The sequence below is a fragment of the Streptomyces sp. H39-S7 genome (genome assembly GCF_027158205.1).
GTDB lineage: Bacteria > Actinomycetota > Actinomycetes > Streptomycetales > Streptomycetaceae > Actinacidiphila.
The window spans coordinates 203,483-220,342 of the sequence record NZ_JAPVLU010000005.1 but is presented as its reverse complement, the minus strand read 5'-3'; the positions used below and the strand labels follow the sequence as shown (position 1 = coordinate 220,342).

The window sequence follows — 16,860 nt, the reverse complement described above, 5'->3', positions numbered from 1 at the left end:
GGTGGCGGTGGCGGTCCATGGGGCGGGCGGTCGCGCGCGTGGTGGCCGTCTGGGCGGTGTCCGCGGCGACGCTGGCCGCCCTGGCGGGCATCCTGCCCGATTTCCGCATCCAGTCGCCCAACGGCGACGACCCCCCGCAGATGGCGGTCACCGCGGGGATCGGCGCGGGCGCCTTCGGCGTGCTCAGCGCCCTCGTCTGGCCCGTGCTGGTGCGCGCCCTGCTGATGGTCCCGGCACTGGTGCTCGGCATGCTGGTCTTCTTCCTCAACGGGTCGCTGCTGCTGATCGCCCTTCGTTTCACCCCGCACGGCGAGGTCACACCCGCGACCGCCGTCGTCATCGCCGCCGTGATGTCGGCGACGTCCTCGGCGACCAGTACCGCGCTCGCGGTGCGCGACGACGAGGCGTACGGACGACGGCTCGCGCGGCTCGCGGGCCGCCGCCGGCCCGAGCGGGGCGAAGCGGGACCGAAGGCCCCCGGCACGCTCTTCCTGCAACTCGACGGCGTCGGGCACGACGTCCTGCGCGAGGCCGTCCGCCCCTCGCGGCGCGGCGGACGGACCCGGCCGCCGGCGATGGAGACCGTCGCCGAGTGGCTGGACAGCAGCCACCGGCTGCTGCCGTGGCGCACCGACTGGAGCAGCCAGACCGGCGCCAGCCAGCTCGGCATCCTGCACGGTTCCAACCACGACGTGCCCGCCTTCCGCTGGTTCGAGAAGGACACCGGGCAGCTGATGGTCTGCAACCGGCCCTCCAGCGCGGCGGAGCTGGAACGCCGCGCGCTGGAGTACACCGGCTCGCCCGGCCTGCTCGCCGAGGACGGCGCGAGCCGCGGCAACCTCTTCAGCGGCGGTGCGGACCAGATGGCGCTGGTGATGTCGGCGGCGGTCCGGCGCGGCACGTTCCGCCGCTCCCGGTCCGGCTACTTCGCGTACTTCTCCGACCCCGCCAACGCCGTGCGCACCGCCTGGTCCTTCGTCGCCGAGGTCGGCCGTGAGATCGCCGAGTCGACGGCCTCCCGGCTGCGCCGCGACCGGCCGCGGATCAAGCGCGGAGGCCTGTACCCGCTGCTGCGCGCCTTCGCGACCGTCGTCGAACGCGATGTCGCGGTCGCCGCCGTGATCGGCGACATGCTCGCCGGCCGCACCGCGGTCTACGCGGACCTCGTCGCGTACGACGAGGTGGCCCACCACTCCGGTCCCCGCAGCCGCGACGCGTTCAAGGTGCTGAACCGGCTGGACGGTTCGATCCGGCTCATCGCCGACGCCGCCCGCTACGCGCCCCGCCCGTACCGGATCGTGCTGCTCTCCGACCACGGCCAGAGCTACGGCGAGACCTTCGCCGACGCGTACGGGCTGACGCTGAAGGAACTCGTCCGGGCCGGCTGCGACCTCCCCGTCCCACGCCGCGCCGGGCGCAGCGTGAGCGGTGCCGAGGCCAGGACGGCGGCCCGCGCCGCCCTGCACCGGGACGAGCGCGGCCGGCACCCGGAGGAGGAGAAGGAGTGCGCGGGGCCGCCCTCCGACCCGGTGGTCCTGGCCTCGGGCAACCTCGGCCTCGTCACCTTCCCCGACCTGCCGGGCCGCGTCACCCGCGAGGAGATCGACGAGCGCTACCCCACGCTCCTGCGGACCCTGGTGGACCACCCGGGCATCGGCTTCGTCCTCGTCCGCAGCGCCACCCGCGGCCCGCTCGCCCTGGGCGCGGGCGGCGCGGAGCACGAGCTGGACACCGGCCGCATCCACCTCGCCGACCCCCTCGCCCCGTTCGGCAAGGGCGCCGCCGAAACGGTCCGCCGCACCGACGGCTTCCCGCACGTCGCCGACCTGATGGTCAACTCCTCCTACGACCCCGCCACCGGCGCCGTCCATGCCTTCGAGCAGCAGGCCGGCTCCCACGGCGGCCTCGGCGGCGACCAGAGCCGCCCCTTCCTCCTCTTCCCCTGCACCCTGACCGACCCCGAAGGCCCCCTAGCAGGCGCCGAAGCCCTGCACGGCGTGCTGAGCACCTGGCTCGCCGAGAGCACCGACGACTTCCTGCGCGAAAACCCGTTTGCCCAGGACGTGCCCGAACCAGGAGAGTTGCCCCAACACCTAGGGGCGTAGCTCAGCCGGCCAGAGCGCTGGTCTCCAAAACCAGATGTCGCAGGTTCGACCCCTGCCGCCCCTGCTGGTCGCTGTCGGGGCTGCCGTCCGCCGGGGTGAGCGGACGGCAGCCCCGGCCGCGCGTGACCGCGGTCAGTCGGTGAGCCGGTCCATGATCCAGGTGCACAGTTCTTCGGTCATGGCCGTGTGCGCGGTGGTCGTGGACGAACAGAGGAAATCTCCCAGCTCGCCCTCCTCCCGTTCCAATGTGTTGATGTCCGCGTACAGGTCTTCCTGCTTTCCGATGTCGCGCATCGCGACCGCGCTGACCGACGGCACGAAGCACACGTCCTCGTGCCGCAGATCCACCTTTCCGCCGAGCTTCTTCATCGTGTCGGCGAGGATCTTGTAGGTGTGCAGGGTTCCGCCCGGTGCACCGTCCAGTTCCGGGAAGTTGTTGGTCGTGATGGTCTTCTCGGCCTTGGGGAACCTGCGGTTGAGGTAGGCGGCCGTCACGTCGTCACCCTGGGCCTGGGTGTAGAAGGTGGTGCCCGGGTAGATCCGGTCGATCCGCAGGGCGACCTCGCCGGGCTTCACGTCCGGCAGGCCGACCCCGTCGGCGCGACCGTTCGCCACGCCGATCGTCATCGGAATCCTCGGCCAGTTGCCGACCCGGTCCAGGGCCTCCAGGAACTTCGTGCGCTCAGGCGCGACGCCGATCTTGCCGGTGTCCTTGTCGTAGTGCTGCCACAGCATCTGGCGTGCGGCCGGGCTGTTCATCTGCTTCGCGAAGTCGTTCGGGAAGGGGATGAAGTGCGAGAAGGCCTGCACACCGACCGGGATGGAAGCGCCGCGGTGCGGGCTGTCGTAGGAGAAGTACAGCCCGGTCCGGTGGTCCGTCCCCTGCCGCTCCATCCTGGCGAGTGCATAGCGGGTGACGATGCCGCCCATGCTGAAGCCACCCACGACCAGGCGGGCGTCGCCCTGCTGTTCGCCGATGGCCCGCATGATGGCGGCCTCGGCCGCCTCCGCATTGTCCAGGATCGACGCGCTGCGCTCCTCGAAGCCGAGCAGGATCACGTCCCTGCCGCGCCGGCGCAGTTCGCTGATGAACGAGTAGCCGGTCTCCAGCCCTTGGTAGAGCTCGTCGAGCTTGCTCCGGCCGAGGTTGAAGCCGTCGGCCATGATCATGGGCCGGACGAGACCACCGTGGTTGCCTTCACCGGGGAACACCCAGGCGAAGCCGTTGGGCAGAGGCCACTCCTCGTGCTCCGGTACCTGGATCGTTCCAGCGGGTTCGGCGGTCGGCGGACCGCCGAGAGTGAACGAACCGACGTTCGGTTCGGTCGTCTCGGGCATGGTCGTACTCCTTGGGGAAACGGGTGGATGAGACGTCGCCATCATGGGGGGCAATTTGGGCGCGTCACCCTTTTGAACTGCGGGTTTCACCAGATTTGATGGACTGCGCGACGGAGGTGTTTAGTCTTCTGGCATGTGCCTTTGGCCTGTTCTTAGCGCTCGTCCGTTCTAGGCCGACAGTAGGGAAGGGACACGGAGGCCAGGAGATGCGAACTCCGGACACCTGCGTTGCGGTGGCCGGTTCTCGGCGGGTCGTCGTGGCGTCGGTCAGGCGGTGAGGCCGCCGTCCAGGACGAGGTCGGTGCCGACGGTGAACGCGGCCTCGGGGGAGGCGAGATAGAGCACCGCGGCGGCGATCTCGTCGAGGGATCCGGCCCGGCCCGCCGGGACCTCGTGCCGCATGCGGGCGGCCTTGTCGGCGGGGCTCTCGCCGGGGCGGGTGGACATGGGGGTGTCGATCGGGCCGGGGCTGACCGCGTTGATGCGGACGCCGTCGGCGATGTGGTCGAGGGCGGCGTTGCGGGTCAGCGCGCTGACGGCGGCCTTCGCGGCGACGTAGGCGCCCATGTTCCGGACGCGGCCGTGGGCACCGAGGTTGGAGGAGACGTTGACGATGGCGCCGCCGCCGTGCGCCCGCATGTGGGCGATCTCGTGCTTCATCGAGAGCCAGGTGCCGGTGAGGTTGGTGTCGAGGCTCGACCGCCAGTCGTCCTCCGAGATGTCGGCGACCGGCGCCGGAGTCGTCAGGATGCCGACGTTGTTGACGGCGATGTCGAGGCCGCCGAAGCGCGCCACCGTGTCCTGCACCAGGCGCTGGACGTCCTGGGAGCGCGTGATGTCGGCGGTGAGGGCGGCGGCTTCGCCGCCTTCCGCCTCGATGAGCGCGGCGGTCTCCTTCAGCGGTTCCGCCGTGCGCCCGGCGACGGCGATCCTGGCCCCCTCCCGGGCGAAGGCGAGGGCGACGGCCCGGCCGATACCGGATCCGGCGCCGGTGACGAGGACGGTCCTGCCGGTGAAGCGTGCGGTCATGACGACAACTCCTTGATGACGGTTGGTGCGGTGGGCGGGTTCGGTACGGGACGCGGCCGCAGGGCGAGCGCGGCGGCGACGGCGGTGAGCGCGTAGCCGATACCGGCGGCGGCGAAAGCGGCGGCGTATCCGGCTACGGGCGTGGAACGGGTGGCGGCGACCGACATCAGCGCGGCGAGGCCGATGGTCGGCCCCAGCTCCATGGCGGTGTTCATGACGCCTGCCGCCAACCCCGTCCGGCGGCGTGGCACGCCGGCGGTGGCGAGCACGGTGGCTCCGGCGAACGCCGGTCCGGCTCCGGCGGGCAGCAGCAGGAGGCCGGGGAGCAGGCCGGTCGCGTACGGCGAGCTCGGGTCGAGGCCGGCGAGCAGCAGCAGCCCGGCGGCCCCGAGCGCGAGGCCACCGGTGGTGACCGCGCGGGCTCCGAACCGTCCGATGAGTGGTCCCGCGGCGCGGCCGGATCCGACGAGGGCGGCGGCGTACGGAACGAAGGCGGCGGAGGTCCGCAGCGGCGACCAGCCACGCTCCTGCTGGAGGTACAGGGAGAGCAGGAAGAAGGTCAGGGCGGTGCCCGCGGCGGTCATCATGATCGCCACCAGCGCGGTGGCCCGCCGGGTGTCGCGGAGGAAGCCGGGCGGCAGCAGCGGCTCGCGGGCCCGGCGCTCGACGAGCGCGAACGCGATGAGCAGGAGCACTCCCGCGGCCAGCGGGACGAGTACGGCGGCCGACGACCACGAGCGCTCCCCGGCGGCCACCAGGCCGTAGCCGGCCGCGGTGACACCGGCGGTCGCCGTCACGGCGCCGCGTACGTCGAGCGGCGGCGGTGCGCCGGGGCGGGTCGGGTCGGCGGGCAGCAGGCGGCGGGCGAGGGCGAGCCCGGTCAGGGCGACGAGCACCGGTACGAGGAAGGTGACCCGCCAGGAGACCCAGGTCGTCACGGCGCCGGAGAACAGGCTCCCGGCGGTCGCGCCGAGGACGGAGAGGCCTCCCCACGTGGCCATGGCCCGGTCGTAGCCGGCGGCGGCCGGGAACAGGCCGCGCACCAGGGCCATGGCGGCCGGAGCGGTCAGCGCCGCCCCGAGGCCCTGCGCGAACCGGACGGCCGTCAGCGAGGTGAAGCCGGGCGTCAGCGCGCCCGCCGCCGAGGCGGCGGCGAAGACCGACAGGCCCACCGTCAGCATGCGGCGCCCGCCGTGCCGGTCGGCCAGCCGGCCACCCAGGAGCAGCAGTCCGCTGAAGGAGAGTCCGTACGCGGCGCTGAGGAGCAGGAGCTGGGACGGGTCGAGGCCGAACTCCCGGGCTATCCGGGGGAGCGGCACCATGAGGATCATGATGGTGAAGATGAGCGTGGCCTGAATGGTTCCGAGCAGCGCGAAGCCGTTCTTCGACGACATGTCCCCCTGCGCCCTTCCGGTTCGATATTGGATCGATCATTCTTGAATGAGGGCAGGTAGAAGCCGGCCCCGAAGGCCCGACGGCCCGAAGGTCAGTCGAGGAGAGAGAGGGCCTGCGCCGCCGCGTCCCTGACGCGGGCGGGGTCCTGGCCGGCCTTGCCGACCACTCGCATGCCCTGCATGAGGACCAGCAGCAGCCGCGCCAGCGCCCGCGGATCGCGCCCTTCCGGCAGTTCCCCCTGTGCTGCGGCGCGGATGAGGGCCGAGGTCAGCGCCGTCTCCAGCCAGTCCCAACTGGCCTCGACGCGCCGCGCGGCGACCCGGTCGTGTGGCGCCAGCTCGACCGCGGTGTTGGTGATGAAGCAGCCGCGCCGCAGGTCGTCGCAGGCGGACTCCTCGGCGAAGCGCGTCACCACGGAGCGGACGGCGGGCAGTGCGGGTCCCGGCTGGGACAGCTCCTCCATGAGGCCCGGATCGCAGAGCTCGCCGTACCGCTCCAGCGCCCTGACGTACAGCCCGTGCTTGCTGCCGAACGTCCCGTAGATGCTGGCGCGGGCGATGCCGAGGTGCTCGACGAGGTCGGCCATCGACGTCGCCTCGTAACCGCGCCGCCAGAACAGCTCCAGGGCTGACTGCAGCGCGGCGTCGGGGTCGAATTCCTTGGTCCTGGCCACAGGAAGGACGCTATCCGTATCGAGAACGATCGGTCAAGAACCTAGGGCCGAAACGTGGGACGGGCCCGCATCAGACCTCGAGGCGCAGGTGCAGTCGGCGCAGGCCGTCCCCGCCCGTCTCCACCGTCCCGACCGGCCGCCACCCGAGGCGCGTGTAGAACGCCCGCGCCCGGTCGTTCTGCTCCCACACGCCCGACATGCCGGTGAGCACACCCGTCTCGCGCAGGGACTGGACGTACGCCGCGTGCAGCCGGCCGCCGATGCCGCGCCGCCACTGGCCGGGCCGCACATGGATCTGCGACAGCTCCAGTGCGGTGCCGGGCGCGTCCGACTCCATGGAGAGCACGCCCACCACCTCGCCGTCGGCCTCGGCGATCAGCGTGGTCTTCCCAGGCAGCTGGATGGCGCGCGCCCACCCGTTGAAGCGCGCGATCAGCCCGCCCGGCGCGTCGATCTCGTCCCCGGGTACGCCGCCCTCCCGGTGCGCCGCGGCGCACGCCGCCGTATGGATGCTCACGACCGCGTCCAGGTCGTCCATCTCGGCCGGGCGTATGCGTACAGGAAGATCATTCATGCTGAATATGACGCAGATCGACGACCATTGGTTCCCCGAATCGAGACCGGGTTGTTACCGGACCGACGCCTGCGCCCTCGGCCGGGCACGAAACGGGCACGAGCCAGGCACGAGTCGGGCACGGGTCGGGCATCAGCCAGGCACCACGAAGCCGCATTCATAGGCCGCGATGACGGCCTGGGTGCGGTCGCGGGCGCCCAGTTTGGCGAGGATGCGGGCGACGTGCGTCTTGACGGTTTCCGGGCCGAGGCCGAGCCGTTGGGCGATCTCCGCGTTGGAGAGCCCGGACGTCATCAGGTGCAGCACCTCCGCCTCGCGCTCGGTGAGGCGGTCGCGCAAGGCCTGCGAGGGGTCGACGGGGGCGTAGCGGGCGGCGAGCCTGCGCACGGCCGCCGGGAAGAGCAGGGAGTCGCCGCCGGCCACCAGCCGTACGGCGTCCACGAGTTGGTCCGCCCCCGCGCGCTTCAGCAGGAAGCCGGAGGCTCCGGCACGCAGCGCCTCGTAAACGTAGGCGTCGTTCTCGAAGGTCGTCACGACGACGATGTGCGGTGGATCCACCATGGTGCGCACCAGGTGCTCGGTGGCGCGGATGCCGTCGATCTCCGGCATGCGGACGTCCATCAGGACGACGTCCGGCCGCAGTTCGCGCACCAGCGGGACGGCCTCGGCGCCGGTGGCGGCCTCGCCGACGACCTCCATGTCCGGTTCGTTCTCCAGGATGGCGCGCAGCGCCGTGCGCACCATCCGCTCGTCGTCGGCGAGGACGATCCGCAGGTTCACCGGTTCCCCACCCCCAGCGGCAGAACGACGCGCAGCCGCCACCGCGCACCGTCGGATCCGGCCTCGAAGCGGCCGCGCAGTGCGGCGGTGCGCTCCTCGACGCCGATCAGGCCCCGGCCGCCACCCGCTCTGCGGGAGGGCGGCGCCATCGCCGGGTTGACCATCTCGATCTCCAACGCGCCGTCAACCACGGCGATCCGCAGCCGGACCGGGACCCGGCCCGCGTGCCGCAGCGCGTTGCTCAGGCCTTCCTGCACGATCCGGTACGCCTCGCGGGAGACCATCGGGGGCACCTCGCGGAGATCACCGTCGACGGACGCGTCCAGGGGGACGCCCGCCGCCCGCGTCCGGTCGAGCAGGGCGTCGAGGCCGTCGGGGCCGCCGAGGGCGGGGCCCGGGGGAGCGGTCGAGCCGTCGCTGTCCTCACGCAACAGGCCGAGCACATCGTCGAGTTCCGCGACCGCGCGCCGGGTGGTCTCCTCGATGGCGGCCAGTGCCTGCCGGGCGAACTCCGGATCGCGGTCCAGCACCTTGCGCGCGGCGCCCGCCTGCAGCGTCACCGCGCTGAGCGCGTGACCCACCGAGTCGTGCAGCTCGCGGGCCAGCCGGTTGCGCAGCGCCAGGCGTACGGTGCGCTGCTCGGCTTCGGCCAGCCGGTCGAGGGGGGTCGGCCCGAGCAACTCGGTGGAGCAGCGCGCCAGGATCGCGGCCGCGCCCTGGGCGGTGAGCGTGAGCAGGGCCAGCAGGGATACGGCGGTGAGGAGGGCCGGGGCGGGGTGGCCGAGGGTGAGCGCGTGCGACCAGGAGAGTTCGGTCGCGCGCAGCCGCGCGGAGAACGGCATGGTCAGCAACACCACAGCGGCCGGTGGGATGGCCAGGGTCAACCCGCTGACGATGCCGCCGAGCCCCAGGTGCAGCACGAACCAGCAGGACGTCCGGACGCGGGCCGCCCACGTGCGGTCCGCGGAGGGTGTGGGCCCGCCCTCGGGGCCGGCGCCCAGCGCCCGCGCCGCCGCACCCTCCAGGTCGCGTACGAGGGGGAAGGCCGCGGCGGTGGCCGCCGCGATCGGCAGGGCGAGGCCGAAGGCGCCGAACTGCTGGGCGACCCAGACGTCGCTGCCCTCGTCGGCATGGGCGAGGACGTTCAGCGCGGTGTGCGTCAGCAGGTAGAACGGCATCAACAACGCGCCGCCGAGGATCAGATGGACCCACCGGAGCCGGGCCGACCGCCCGAACAGGGCGCTGCCGGCCCGGGAGAGGGCACCGCGGGTTCGGGGGGACGCCGCTCCAGCCGTTCCGGCCATCGGCCCCTGGGTTCGGTCAGCCACGCCGGCGGGCGGTCGCCGTGCCGTGCGCCGCGGCGCGTTCGGCGAGCAGGTGGGCGCCGGCGACGAGAACGAGTGTCCCGAGGAGCATCTGCACAGCGTAGGTCAGTTCCATCGGCGGGACCGCCGGCCGGGTCGTGCCCCGGCGGACGGGCGGGGTCCGGGGCAACTCGGCGGCGGGCGGGGGCCGGTGGTCGAGGGCGGTGGTTTCCATACCGTCCACGCTCCCGGCCGGGCCCGGCCGCCACGTCCGGCCGGAAGACGATCCGCATCCCCACGACGGGGGATGCGAGCCACCCGGAAACATGCGTCAACCGAGGGTTGACGCTCCTCGATCGTCAACTTAGAGTTGACGCATGACGGGACAACCAGTACGACTCGACGATCTGATCTCCCACGTCAAGGAACGGCACCCCGACGGCGATCCGCTGCAGAGCCTCTCCGACGCGGTGACCCTCGCGCAGCACGTCGGCGAAGTCGCCGACCATCTGATCGGCCACTTCGTGGACCAGGCCCGCAGGGCCGGCGCCTCCTGGACCGACATCGGCCAGAACATGGGCGTCAGCAAGCAGGCCGTACAGAAACGCTTCGTGCCCAAGACCCCCGACGATCTGGACCTGCCGCTCGACGCGCTCTTCGAGCGCTTCACCGACCGGGCCCGCCACGCGGTCAGGAGCGCCGAGGAGGAGGCGCGCGGCGCCCTGCACGCCACCGTGGGCACCGGACACCTCGTCCTCGGCCTGCTTCACGAGCCCAAGGGGCTGGCCTGCCGCGCCATGGTCGAGCTGGGGGCGTCACCGGAGGCCGTCCGTGCCGCTGTCGGTACGCCCGGCGCGGAGGGCGAGCCGGTGGAAGGCCACGTGCCGTTCGCCGCCGCCGGCAAGAAGGCGCTGCACCTCGTCCTGCGCGAGGCGCTGCGCCTGGGGCACAACTACATCGGCACCGAGCACATCCTGCTCGGTGTCCTCAGCGACGACCAGGACCCCGCCGCCCAGGCCCTGGTGGGTCTGGGCGTCACCAAGGGTCAGGCGGAGGAGTGGGTCGTCGCGACCCTGCACGAACTGAAGAACTAGCCCGCCGGTTCGCCGCTCGTTCCGTCGCTCCGCCGGACGGCCGGGATCCAGGGCTCCGATCCAGGGCTCCGTCAGGCGTCCTTGTCCAGGGTGAGCAGCCGGTAGACGGGGTCGGGGCGCGGGGTGTGCTGGGCCGGCAGGGCGACCAGGCCGTCGATGACGCCCTGGGCCTGGCGCGGGCTGAACTCCAGGGCGGAGGCGAAGTAACCCGCGCGGATCTTCTCGACCGTCAGCGCCGGGGACCGTCCCTGGCCATGGCCGGTGAAGGAGGTCTCCGCACCGGGGCGCAGCCCGTGGCCCGCCGCCCAGCCGACGACGGCCGCGGCCTCGTCGTAGGCGTCGGGGATGAGGTGCGGGGCGAGCAGCGCGTCGATGTCGCTGCCCACCGCGTGCGCCGCGTCCTTGTCGACGGTGGTGACGAACACCCCGCCCGGCCGCAGCACCCGCGCGCACTCGGCGACGACCTCCGCGGCGTCCGGCAGCAGATGCAGCAGCCAGACGGCGCAGACCGCGTCCAGCGATCCGGTGGCGAACGGCAGCCGCCGGCTGTCGCCGAGCACCACCGAGGGTCCGACCCGGCCGGCGGCCACCGACGCCATGCCGGCCGAGGCGTCGACGCCGAGGACGCGCAGCCCCGGCCGGGCGAGCCGTTCGGTCACCAGACCGGTCCCGCACCCGACATCGAGCAGGGTGCGGGCCGCGTCCGGCACGAGGTCGAGTACGGCGCGGGCCGCGGCCTCCGCCCGGGGGACGCCTCCACGGGTCGCGTCGTACCGTTCGGCTTCTGCGTCGTAGTTCAGCACACGGGCAGCCTACGGGGAGTCATCACCCGGCGAGGAAATCGCGTACTCCCTGCGATACCGCGCCGTCCCCCAGCAGGTCATTGTGGTCGAGGCAACCGGCGTCCGTGTTGACGGCGCCGCTGAGCGCGACGCTGCTGTCCGGGTTGATGACCTCGTCGCACTCCGACCAGAAGGTCGCGTACCGCACGGCGCCCGGCGTCTCGTCCCCGGCCGCCAACTGCTTCTGCACGTACGAGCCGGGTGACATGTCGCGGCACGCCTGGTCCCAGAGCGCGCAGGCCCACGAGGTGTAGGTGCCGTGGTTCGGGCCGCCGAGGGAGATCCAGTGGTCGACGGTGGCCGTGCCGCCGCGGAATTTGACGTACCACCGGGTGGTCAGACTGCCGAAGGAGTGCGAGACCAGGTCGACCTTCGACGCGCCGGTGCTGCTCAGCACGCTGTCGACGTAGGCGCCGAAGCGCCCGGCCAGCACCTCGTTGACGGACTGGTGGGTGTCGTAACCCCAGCTGAACAGTTCGTCGTCGGTGTATCCGGCGGCCTTGAAGCCGGCGATCATCCCGCCCCACACGCCGGGGTCGGCGTTGTAGCCGTGGACGAAGATCACCGGATGGTGCGCGGGCGGGTCGGCGGCCGGCGCGGCCGGCGACGCGGGCGCCGCGCCGAACATCAGGGCGAGGGCGCCGAGTACGGACAGGAGCACGGTCGATCTGCGACGCATGAACTGCCTCCTACGAGGTGGGGGAGTAGGAGTACACCGTGGTGGAGACCACGCAGACACCCGGCTGGACGACTTCCGCGCGCAGCGTGCTGGAGCGCGGGTCGAAGTCGATGCCCTCGGATTCGAAGGTGCCCGAGCAGATGCTGCGCTTCGGCAGTTGGAGCAGTGTCGTCACCTGGCCGGTGACCGCGGTGCCGTCCAGCGCGTGCGGCAGGTCGACCTGCACCAGGTCCTTGGCGTCGTCGTCGGAGACGCACACCAGGCGGGTGTCGGAGACGAAGTCGCAGCCCTGGATGTTGTCGACCGCGCGGTCCAGGGTGATCTGCCCGGCCTGCGGGAGCGAGCCGCCGGTGCGCGGGGTGGCCGGGTTGAGCAGGGGAGCGGGGAAGACCTGGAGGCGGTCGCGGGTGCCCCACTCGCCGGAGACCAGCCACTGCGCGTCGGGGGAGACGGCGGCGAAGGAGTTGTTGAGCGCTTCGCCGGGGTCGAGCGGATGGACGTACTCGTAGCGCTGTCCGCCGGGAGTGGTGACGGCGTACATCTTCGAGGTGGCGCCGTCGCCGCCCTGGTAGGCGTCGAAGACATGGCCCTGGGCGATGTCCGGGTCACCGATGTGATTCCAGCCCTTGATGCGCAGGCCGATCGGGATCGAGCCGAGACCCCGGTAGAGCAGCGAGCCGTCGGCGCGGGTGGCCAGCCCCTCGCCGCCGGTCAGGGAACCGGTGTACGCGGTGCCGGATTCGGTCCAGCCCCCGGGGGAGGCGGCCGAAGCGGGGGAGGCGACGACGGTGAGGGCGATGGCACCGGCCAGCGCGGCGGCGGCTTGAAGCGGCTTGGCAATCACTGATCCTCCGTCAGATTGACATCAGGGGGCAGATCGTAGACCGGATGTCCGCACGTATCTACCCTTCGGTAACCAACTCCCCCTAGGCTTCCGCTGCTTCTCCACCCACGTTCACCGGGAGTGTTCCGTGAGACTTGCCCGAGCCGCCACCGCCTGTGCCTTCGTGCTCCTGCTCGGCTCCGCCGCCACCGCGCCCGCCTTCGCGTCCCCCGCCGACGTGGCGCGGACCCAGCAGGTCCCCCAGATCAGACTCGTGACCAGCAACGTGATGATGCTGTCGCGGAACCTGTACCCGAACTGGGGACAGCTGCAGCGCGCCGACCTGATCGCGAACGCGGGCTACACGCGCGACGCCGACGTCGTCGTCTTCCAGGAGGCGTTCGACAACGCCGCCTCCGACCGGCTGCTCGGCAACGTCAAGGGCCGCTACCCCTACCAGACGCCGGTCCTGGGACGCTCCACCAGCGGCTGGGACCGCACGGAGGGCGCGTACAGCTCCTGGACGCCGGAGGACGGCGGCGTCGCCGTCGTCAGCAAGTGGCCGATCCTGGAGAAGGTGCAGCACGTCTACGCGGACGGGTGCGGCGCCGACTACTACTCCAACAAGGGCTTCGTGTACGTCGTCCTGAACGTGAACGGCACCCGCGTGCACGTCGTCGGCACCCATACCCAGGCCGACGACTCCTCCTGCGGTTCGGGTGAGGCCGCGAACATCCGGCACGGCCAGGACCAGGAGATCGACGCCTTCCTCGACGCCCGCGCCATCCCCGCCGCCGAACCCGTCATCATCGCCGGCGACCTCAACATCGACGCGCACGGCGCCGACTACCCGGGCCTGCTCGCGGACCTCGACGCGGCGGCCCCCGACGCCGCCCCCGGGCCCGCCGACAGCTTCGACCCCGTCACCAACTCCGTCGCCCGGGACCGCTACCCGAACGACCCGGCGCAGCGCCTGGACCACGCGCTGCTGCGCAACGGCCACGCCCGGCCGGCCCACTGGAACAACCGCGTCGTCAACGAGCACTCCCCGAAGTGGACGGTCTCCAGCTGGGGCACCACGTCCTCGTACACCGACTACTCGGACCACTATCCGCTGGTCGCGGGCGACGTGTAGTCCGTAGCGCAACCCGACTTCGGGACGGGTGGCGCGGCGGGAAAACCAGTTGTGCGGAGCATCCCCGACCGTCACGCTGGGTAACCGAGCACCCGCCGCACCACTCACCGCCCCGGAGAACCCGAAGCATGCAGTCCGCCATCACCGTCACGCCCACCCGGATACCCGAGCTGCTGCTCGGGCTCGCCACCGTGCGTCCGGTGTTCCTCTGGGGCGCGCCGGGGATCGGCAAGTCCTCGCTGGTCAGGGCCTTCGCCGAATCGCTCGGCCTGGAGTGCGTGTCGCTGCTGGGCACCCAGCTGGCCCCCGAGGACCTGATCGGCGTGCCGCAGATCCACGACGGGCGCACGCGCTTCTGCCCGCCCGAGGCCATCGCGCGCGACGAGCCGTACTGCCTGTTCCTCGACGAGCTCAACGCCGCGACGCCCGACGTCCAGAAGGCGTTCTACTCGCTGATCCTGGACCGCCGGATCGGCTCCTACGAGCTGCCCGTGGGCTCCATCGTCATCGGGGCGGGCAACCGGTCCACCGACAACGCGCTCGCCCGGCCCATCGCGTCCGCGCTCATCAACCGCCTCACCCACGTCCATCTGCAGGCCTCCGCCAAGGACTGGCTGGTGTGGGCGGCCGAGAACGGCATCCACCCGTGGGTGACGGACTACCTCACCGACCGGCCCGACCACCTGTGGTCGAAGGCCCCGAAGACCGAGGAGGCCTTCTCCACCCCGCGCTCGTGGCACATGCTCTCCGACGCGCTGCACTCCTTCGGCCCGACACTCGACGAGGACACCCTCAAGGTCATCACGCACGGGACGCTCACCCCCGCGCACGCCGTCTCCTTCTGCGGCTACGCGAAGATCGTCCGCAACGCCTACGGCATCGACGCGATCCTCAAGGGCGACGCCCCCTGGCCGCGCCGTCTCGAGGACCGCGATCTGCTCTACTACCTCGCCGACGCGTTCCGCGGCCGGCTCGCCAAGGAGCTGCCGGACCGCAAGGAGCACGCCTCCGAAGCGGTGCGGCAGACCGCCTTCCGCTCCAAGGCCCTGCTCGTGCAACTCGCGGAGATCTCCGTCGAGGTCGCCCAGACGGTCATCGCGGACGACCTGGACGGCAACCCCGTGCTGCCCGCCTGGTTCCTCGTCGAGGCCGCCCGCGACATGCCGCGCCTGGTCGAGGCGCGCCGGTGAAGGCCCGCGCCAAAAGGCCCGACAAGCAGCGGGAACTGGCCGAGGCCGCCTACCTGAAGGGGTGCGCGATCGTGTCCGAGCACCCCGCGCTGTCCGCCCTGGACGCGTCGTTCTGCCGGCTGCCGGACTGTGCGAACCGCCCCGAGCGCGGGCTGGCAGTGGTCACCTCCGGCGGCACGGTCCACGCCCACCCGTACCGCCGCGCCGACCCTGCCACCTGGGCCTGGGCCCTCGCGCACTGCCTGCTGCACCTCGGCTTCGGCCATGTGCCCGCCGCCACGGGGCCGCGCGAGCAGCCCGACGTCTTCGACCGCACGGCACGCTGCGTCGTCGTCAACCGCTTCCTGGCCGCGATGCCCGTCGGGGAGGCGCCGGAAGACCTGCCGCGCACCTGGCCGGACGGCGACGAGGAGAAGCTCGCCGCACGCTTCCGCCGCGACGGCATCCCGCCCGCCTACGCCGACTGCGGCACCGCGGGCCCCGGCGAGCCCGACCAGGTGCTCACCGAGTGGAACTCCTGGCGCGGCTCCCCGCCGGACTGGAGCAACGCCCTCGCGCACGCCCTGACCCGCACGGTCTCGGCCGCGATGGACGTGGCGGGCGGCCGGCGCGACACCCTCACCGGAGCCCGGCTGGAACAGCGGCCCTGGGAGCGCGCGCTCAACTGGTTCGTGTCCTCGTACCCGCTGCTGGGCGGGATCGCCGCGGGCATGACGCTCGTCGCGGACGCCGAACTCGCCCGGGCGCACGGCATCTCCGTCGCCGCCGTCAGCCCGGAGGCGGCCGAGATCTACGTCAACCCGCTGATCCGCCACACGGACGAGGAGTGGCGCTTCATCCTCGGCCACGAGTTGCTGCACGCCGCCCTGCGGCACGGCGAGCGCTGCGGCGGCCGCGACCGGTACCTGTTCAACGTCGCCGCCGACTACGTCATCAACGCCTGGCTGATCGAGATGGACGTCGGGGAGATGCCCGCCGGGCTGCTGCACGACCCCGGACTGCGGGGGCTGTCCGCCGAGGAGGTCTACGACCGCATAGCCACCGACCTGCGCCGGATGCGGCGGCTGGCGACGCTGCGCGGCAGGGGCAAGGGCGACATCCTCGGTGCACCGCTGCCCCGGCCCGCGCAGCCCGCCGAGTGGGTGGACCTCGACGAGTTCTACCGGCGCGGACTGATGACCGGCTTCGACCTGCACTCGACGCGCGAACGCGGGCTGCTCCCGGCCGGGCTCGTGGAGGAGATCAACGCGCTCAGCCACCCGCCGCTGGCCTGGGACGCGCAACTCGCGCGCTGGTTCGACGAGTTCGTGCCGCGTCCCGAACCGGTCCGCTCCTACGCCCGGCCCTCCCGCCGCCAGTCGTCCACGCCCGACATCCCGCGCGCAGGGCGGTACTTCCCGCCCGAGGAGGTGGCCCGCTGCACCTTCGGGGTCGTCCTCGACACGTCGGGATCCATGAGCACGACGCTGATCGGCAAGGCGCTGGGTGCCATCGCCTCGTACGCCGCGGCCCGCGACGTGCCCGCCGCGCGCGTCATCATGTGCGACGCGGCGGCACACGACGCGGGATACGTCCCGGTGGCGGACATCGCCGGCCGGGTCCGTATCCACGGGCGCGGCGGCACCGTGCTCCAGCCCGCCCTGGACCTCCTGCACCGCGCGGACGACTTCCCGCCGGCCGCGCCCGTCCTGATCATCACCGACGCCGAGTGCGACGTGCTGCGCCCGCGCCGTGAGCACGCCTACCTCGTACCGCGCGGCGCGGTGCTCCCGTTCACGCCGAAGGGCCCGGTCTTCCGGATGGTCTGAGGCCCGCCAATCCGCCGCCAACCGCCCGCCAACCGGCCGTAAGGGCGGTGAAATGTGGTGCGGTCCGGGAGCCGGCGCGGCAGACTCGGCC

Annotated in this window: 16 protein-coding genes and 1 tRNA gene; 6 read left to right on the top strand and 11 right to left on the bottom strand. The window is 72.3% G+C overall.

Features of this window, described 5'->3' with window-relative positions; genetic code table 11:
- Positions 1 to 17 precede the first annotated feature (17 nt).
- Positions 18 to 2,105, top strand: a complete 2,088-nt coding sequence (locus O3X23_RS07200; protein WP_269270335.1) for a phage holin family protein — start codon at positions 18 to 20, stop codon at positions 2,103 to 2,105.
- A tRNA-Trp gene (locus O3X23_RS07195) sits at positions 2,096 to 2,169 on the top strand. The genes O3X23_RS07200 and O3X23_RS07195 overlap by 10 nt, the downstream gene beginning before the upstream one ends.
- A 68-nt stretch (positions 2,170 to 2,237) precedes the next feature.
- On the opposite strand, the gene O3X23_RS07190 is transcribed toward O3X23_RS07195, so the two are convergent.
- The 8 genes from O3X23_RS07190 to O3X23_RS07155 form a co-directional block, all read right to left on the bottom strand.
- Positions 2,238 to 3,443 carry an esterase/lipase family protein gene (locus O3X23_RS07190; RefSeq protein WP_269270334.1) on the bottom strand — a complete coding sequence of 402 codons (1,206 nt, stop codon included), beginning with the start codon at positions 3,441 to 3,443 and terminating at the stop codon, positions 2,238 to 2,240.
- A gap of 267 nt (positions 3,444 to 3,710) precedes the next feature.
- Positions 3,711 to 4,472, bottom strand: a complete 762-nt coding sequence (locus tag O3X23_RS07185; protein WP_269270333.1) for an SDR family NAD(P)-dependent oxidoreductase — start codon at positions 4,470 to 4,472, stop codon at positions 3,711 to 3,713.
- Positions 4,469 to 5,866 carry an MFS transporter gene (locus tag O3X23_RS07180; protein ID WP_269270332.1) on the bottom strand — a complete coding sequence of 466 codons (1,398 nt, stop codon included), beginning with the start codon at positions 5,864 to 5,866 and terminating at the stop codon, positions 4,469 to 4,471. The genes O3X23_RS07185 and O3X23_RS07180 overlap by 4 nt, the downstream gene beginning before the upstream one ends.
- A 92-nt stretch (positions 5,867 to 5,958) precedes the next feature.
- The gene (locus O3X23_RS07175; RefSeq protein ID WP_269270331.1) at positions 5,959 to 6,540 is read right to left on the bottom strand and encodes a TetR/AcrR family transcriptional regulator; all 582 of its coding nucleotides are present in this window, start codon (positions 6,538 to 6,540) and stop codon (positions 5,959 to 5,961) included.
- A 70-nt stretch (positions 6,541 to 6,610) separates the two neighbouring features.
- Positions 6,611 to 7,114 carry a GNAT family N-acetyltransferase gene (locus tag O3X23_RS07170; RefSeq protein ID WP_269270330.1) on the bottom strand — a complete coding sequence of 168 codons (504 nt, stop codon included), beginning with the start codon at positions 7,112 to 7,114 and terminating at the stop codon, positions 6,611 to 6,613.
- Positions 7,115 to 7,246: 132 nt separating this feature from the next.
- On the bottom strand, positions 7,247 to 7,894 hold the full coding sequence (locus tag O3X23_RS07165) for a response regulator transcription factor (RefSeq protein WP_269270329.1): 648 nt from the start codon (positions 7,892 to 7,894) through the stop codon (positions 7,247 to 7,249).
- Positions 7,891 to 9,222 carry a sensor histidine kinase gene (locus O3X23_RS07160; RefSeq protein ID WP_269270328.1) on the bottom strand — a complete coding sequence of 444 codons (1,332 nt, stop codon included), beginning with the start codon at positions 9,220 to 9,222 and terminating at the stop codon, positions 7,891 to 7,893. Before O3X23_RS07160 ends, O3X23_RS07165 begins: the two co-directional genes overlap by 4 nt.
- Positions 9,215 to 9,433, bottom strand: a complete 219-nt coding sequence (locus O3X23_RS07155) for a hypothetical protein (RefSeq protein ID WP_269270327.1) — start codon at positions 9,431 to 9,433, stop codon at positions 9,215 to 9,217. Before O3X23_RS07155 ends, O3X23_RS07160 begins: the two co-directional genes overlap by 8 nt.
- Before the next feature lie 142 nt (positions 9,434 to 9,575).
- On the opposite strand from O3X23_RS07155, the gene O3X23_RS07150 reads away from it, so the two are divergent.
- Complete coding sequence (locus O3X23_RS07150; RefSeq protein ID WP_269270326.1) at positions 9,576 to 10,292, top strand: Clp protease N-terminal domain-containing protein; 717 nt, start codon at positions 9,576 to 9,578, stop codon at positions 10,290 to 10,292.
- Between the two features lie 71 nt (positions 10,293 to 10,363).
- On the opposite strand, the gene O3X23_RS07145 is transcribed toward O3X23_RS07150, so the two are convergent.
- The 3 genes from O3X23_RS07145 to O3X23_RS07135 are packed head-to-tail and all read right to left on the bottom strand — an operon-like array spanning position 10,364 to position 12,654.
- Complete coding sequence (locus O3X23_RS07145) at positions 10,364 to 11,095, bottom strand: class I SAM-dependent methyltransferase (RefSeq protein ID WP_269270325.1); 732 nt, start codon at positions 11,093 to 11,095, stop codon at positions 10,364 to 10,366.
- Between the two features lie 22 nt (positions 11,096 to 11,117).
- Positions 11,118 to 11,813 carry an esterase/lipase family protein gene (locus O3X23_RS07140; protein WP_269270324.1) on the bottom strand — a complete coding sequence of 232 codons (696 nt, stop codon included), beginning with the start codon at positions 11,811 to 11,813 and terminating at the stop codon, positions 11,118 to 11,120.
- Positions 11,814 to 11,823: 10 nt separating this feature from the next.
- The gene (locus tag O3X23_RS07135) at positions 11,824 to 12,654 is read right to left on the bottom strand and encodes a hypothetical protein (protein WP_269270383.1); all 831 of its coding nucleotides are present in this window, start codon (positions 12,652 to 12,654) and stop codon (positions 11,824 to 11,826) included.
- Between the two features lie 130 nt (positions 12,655 to 12,784).
- Between O3X23_RS07135 and sph the strand changes: the two genes are divergently transcribed.
- From sph to O3X23_RS07120, 3 genes are all read left to right on the top strand, one after another.
- The gene (gene sph / locus O3X23_RS07130) at positions 12,785 to 13,771 is read left to right on the top strand and encodes a sphingomyelin phosphodiesterase (RefSeq protein WP_269270323.1); all 987 of its coding nucleotides are present in this window, start codon (positions 12,785 to 12,787) and stop codon (positions 13,769 to 13,771) included.
- Between the two features lie 128 nt (positions 13,772 to 13,899).
- Positions 13,900 to 14,961, top strand: a complete 1,062-nt coding sequence (locus O3X23_RS07125) for an ATP-binding protein (protein ID WP_269270322.1) — start codon at positions 13,900 to 13,902, stop codon at positions 14,959 to 14,961.
- The gene (locus O3X23_RS07120; RefSeq protein ID WP_269270321.1) at positions 14,958 to 16,769 is read left to right on the top strand and encodes a vWA domain-containing protein; all 1,812 of its coding nucleotides are present in this window, start codon (positions 14,958 to 14,960) and stop codon (positions 16,767 to 16,769) included. Before O3X23_RS07125 ends, O3X23_RS07120 begins: the two co-directional genes overlap by 4 nt.
- The last annotated feature ends 91 nt before the right edge of the window (positions 16,770 to 16,860 follow it).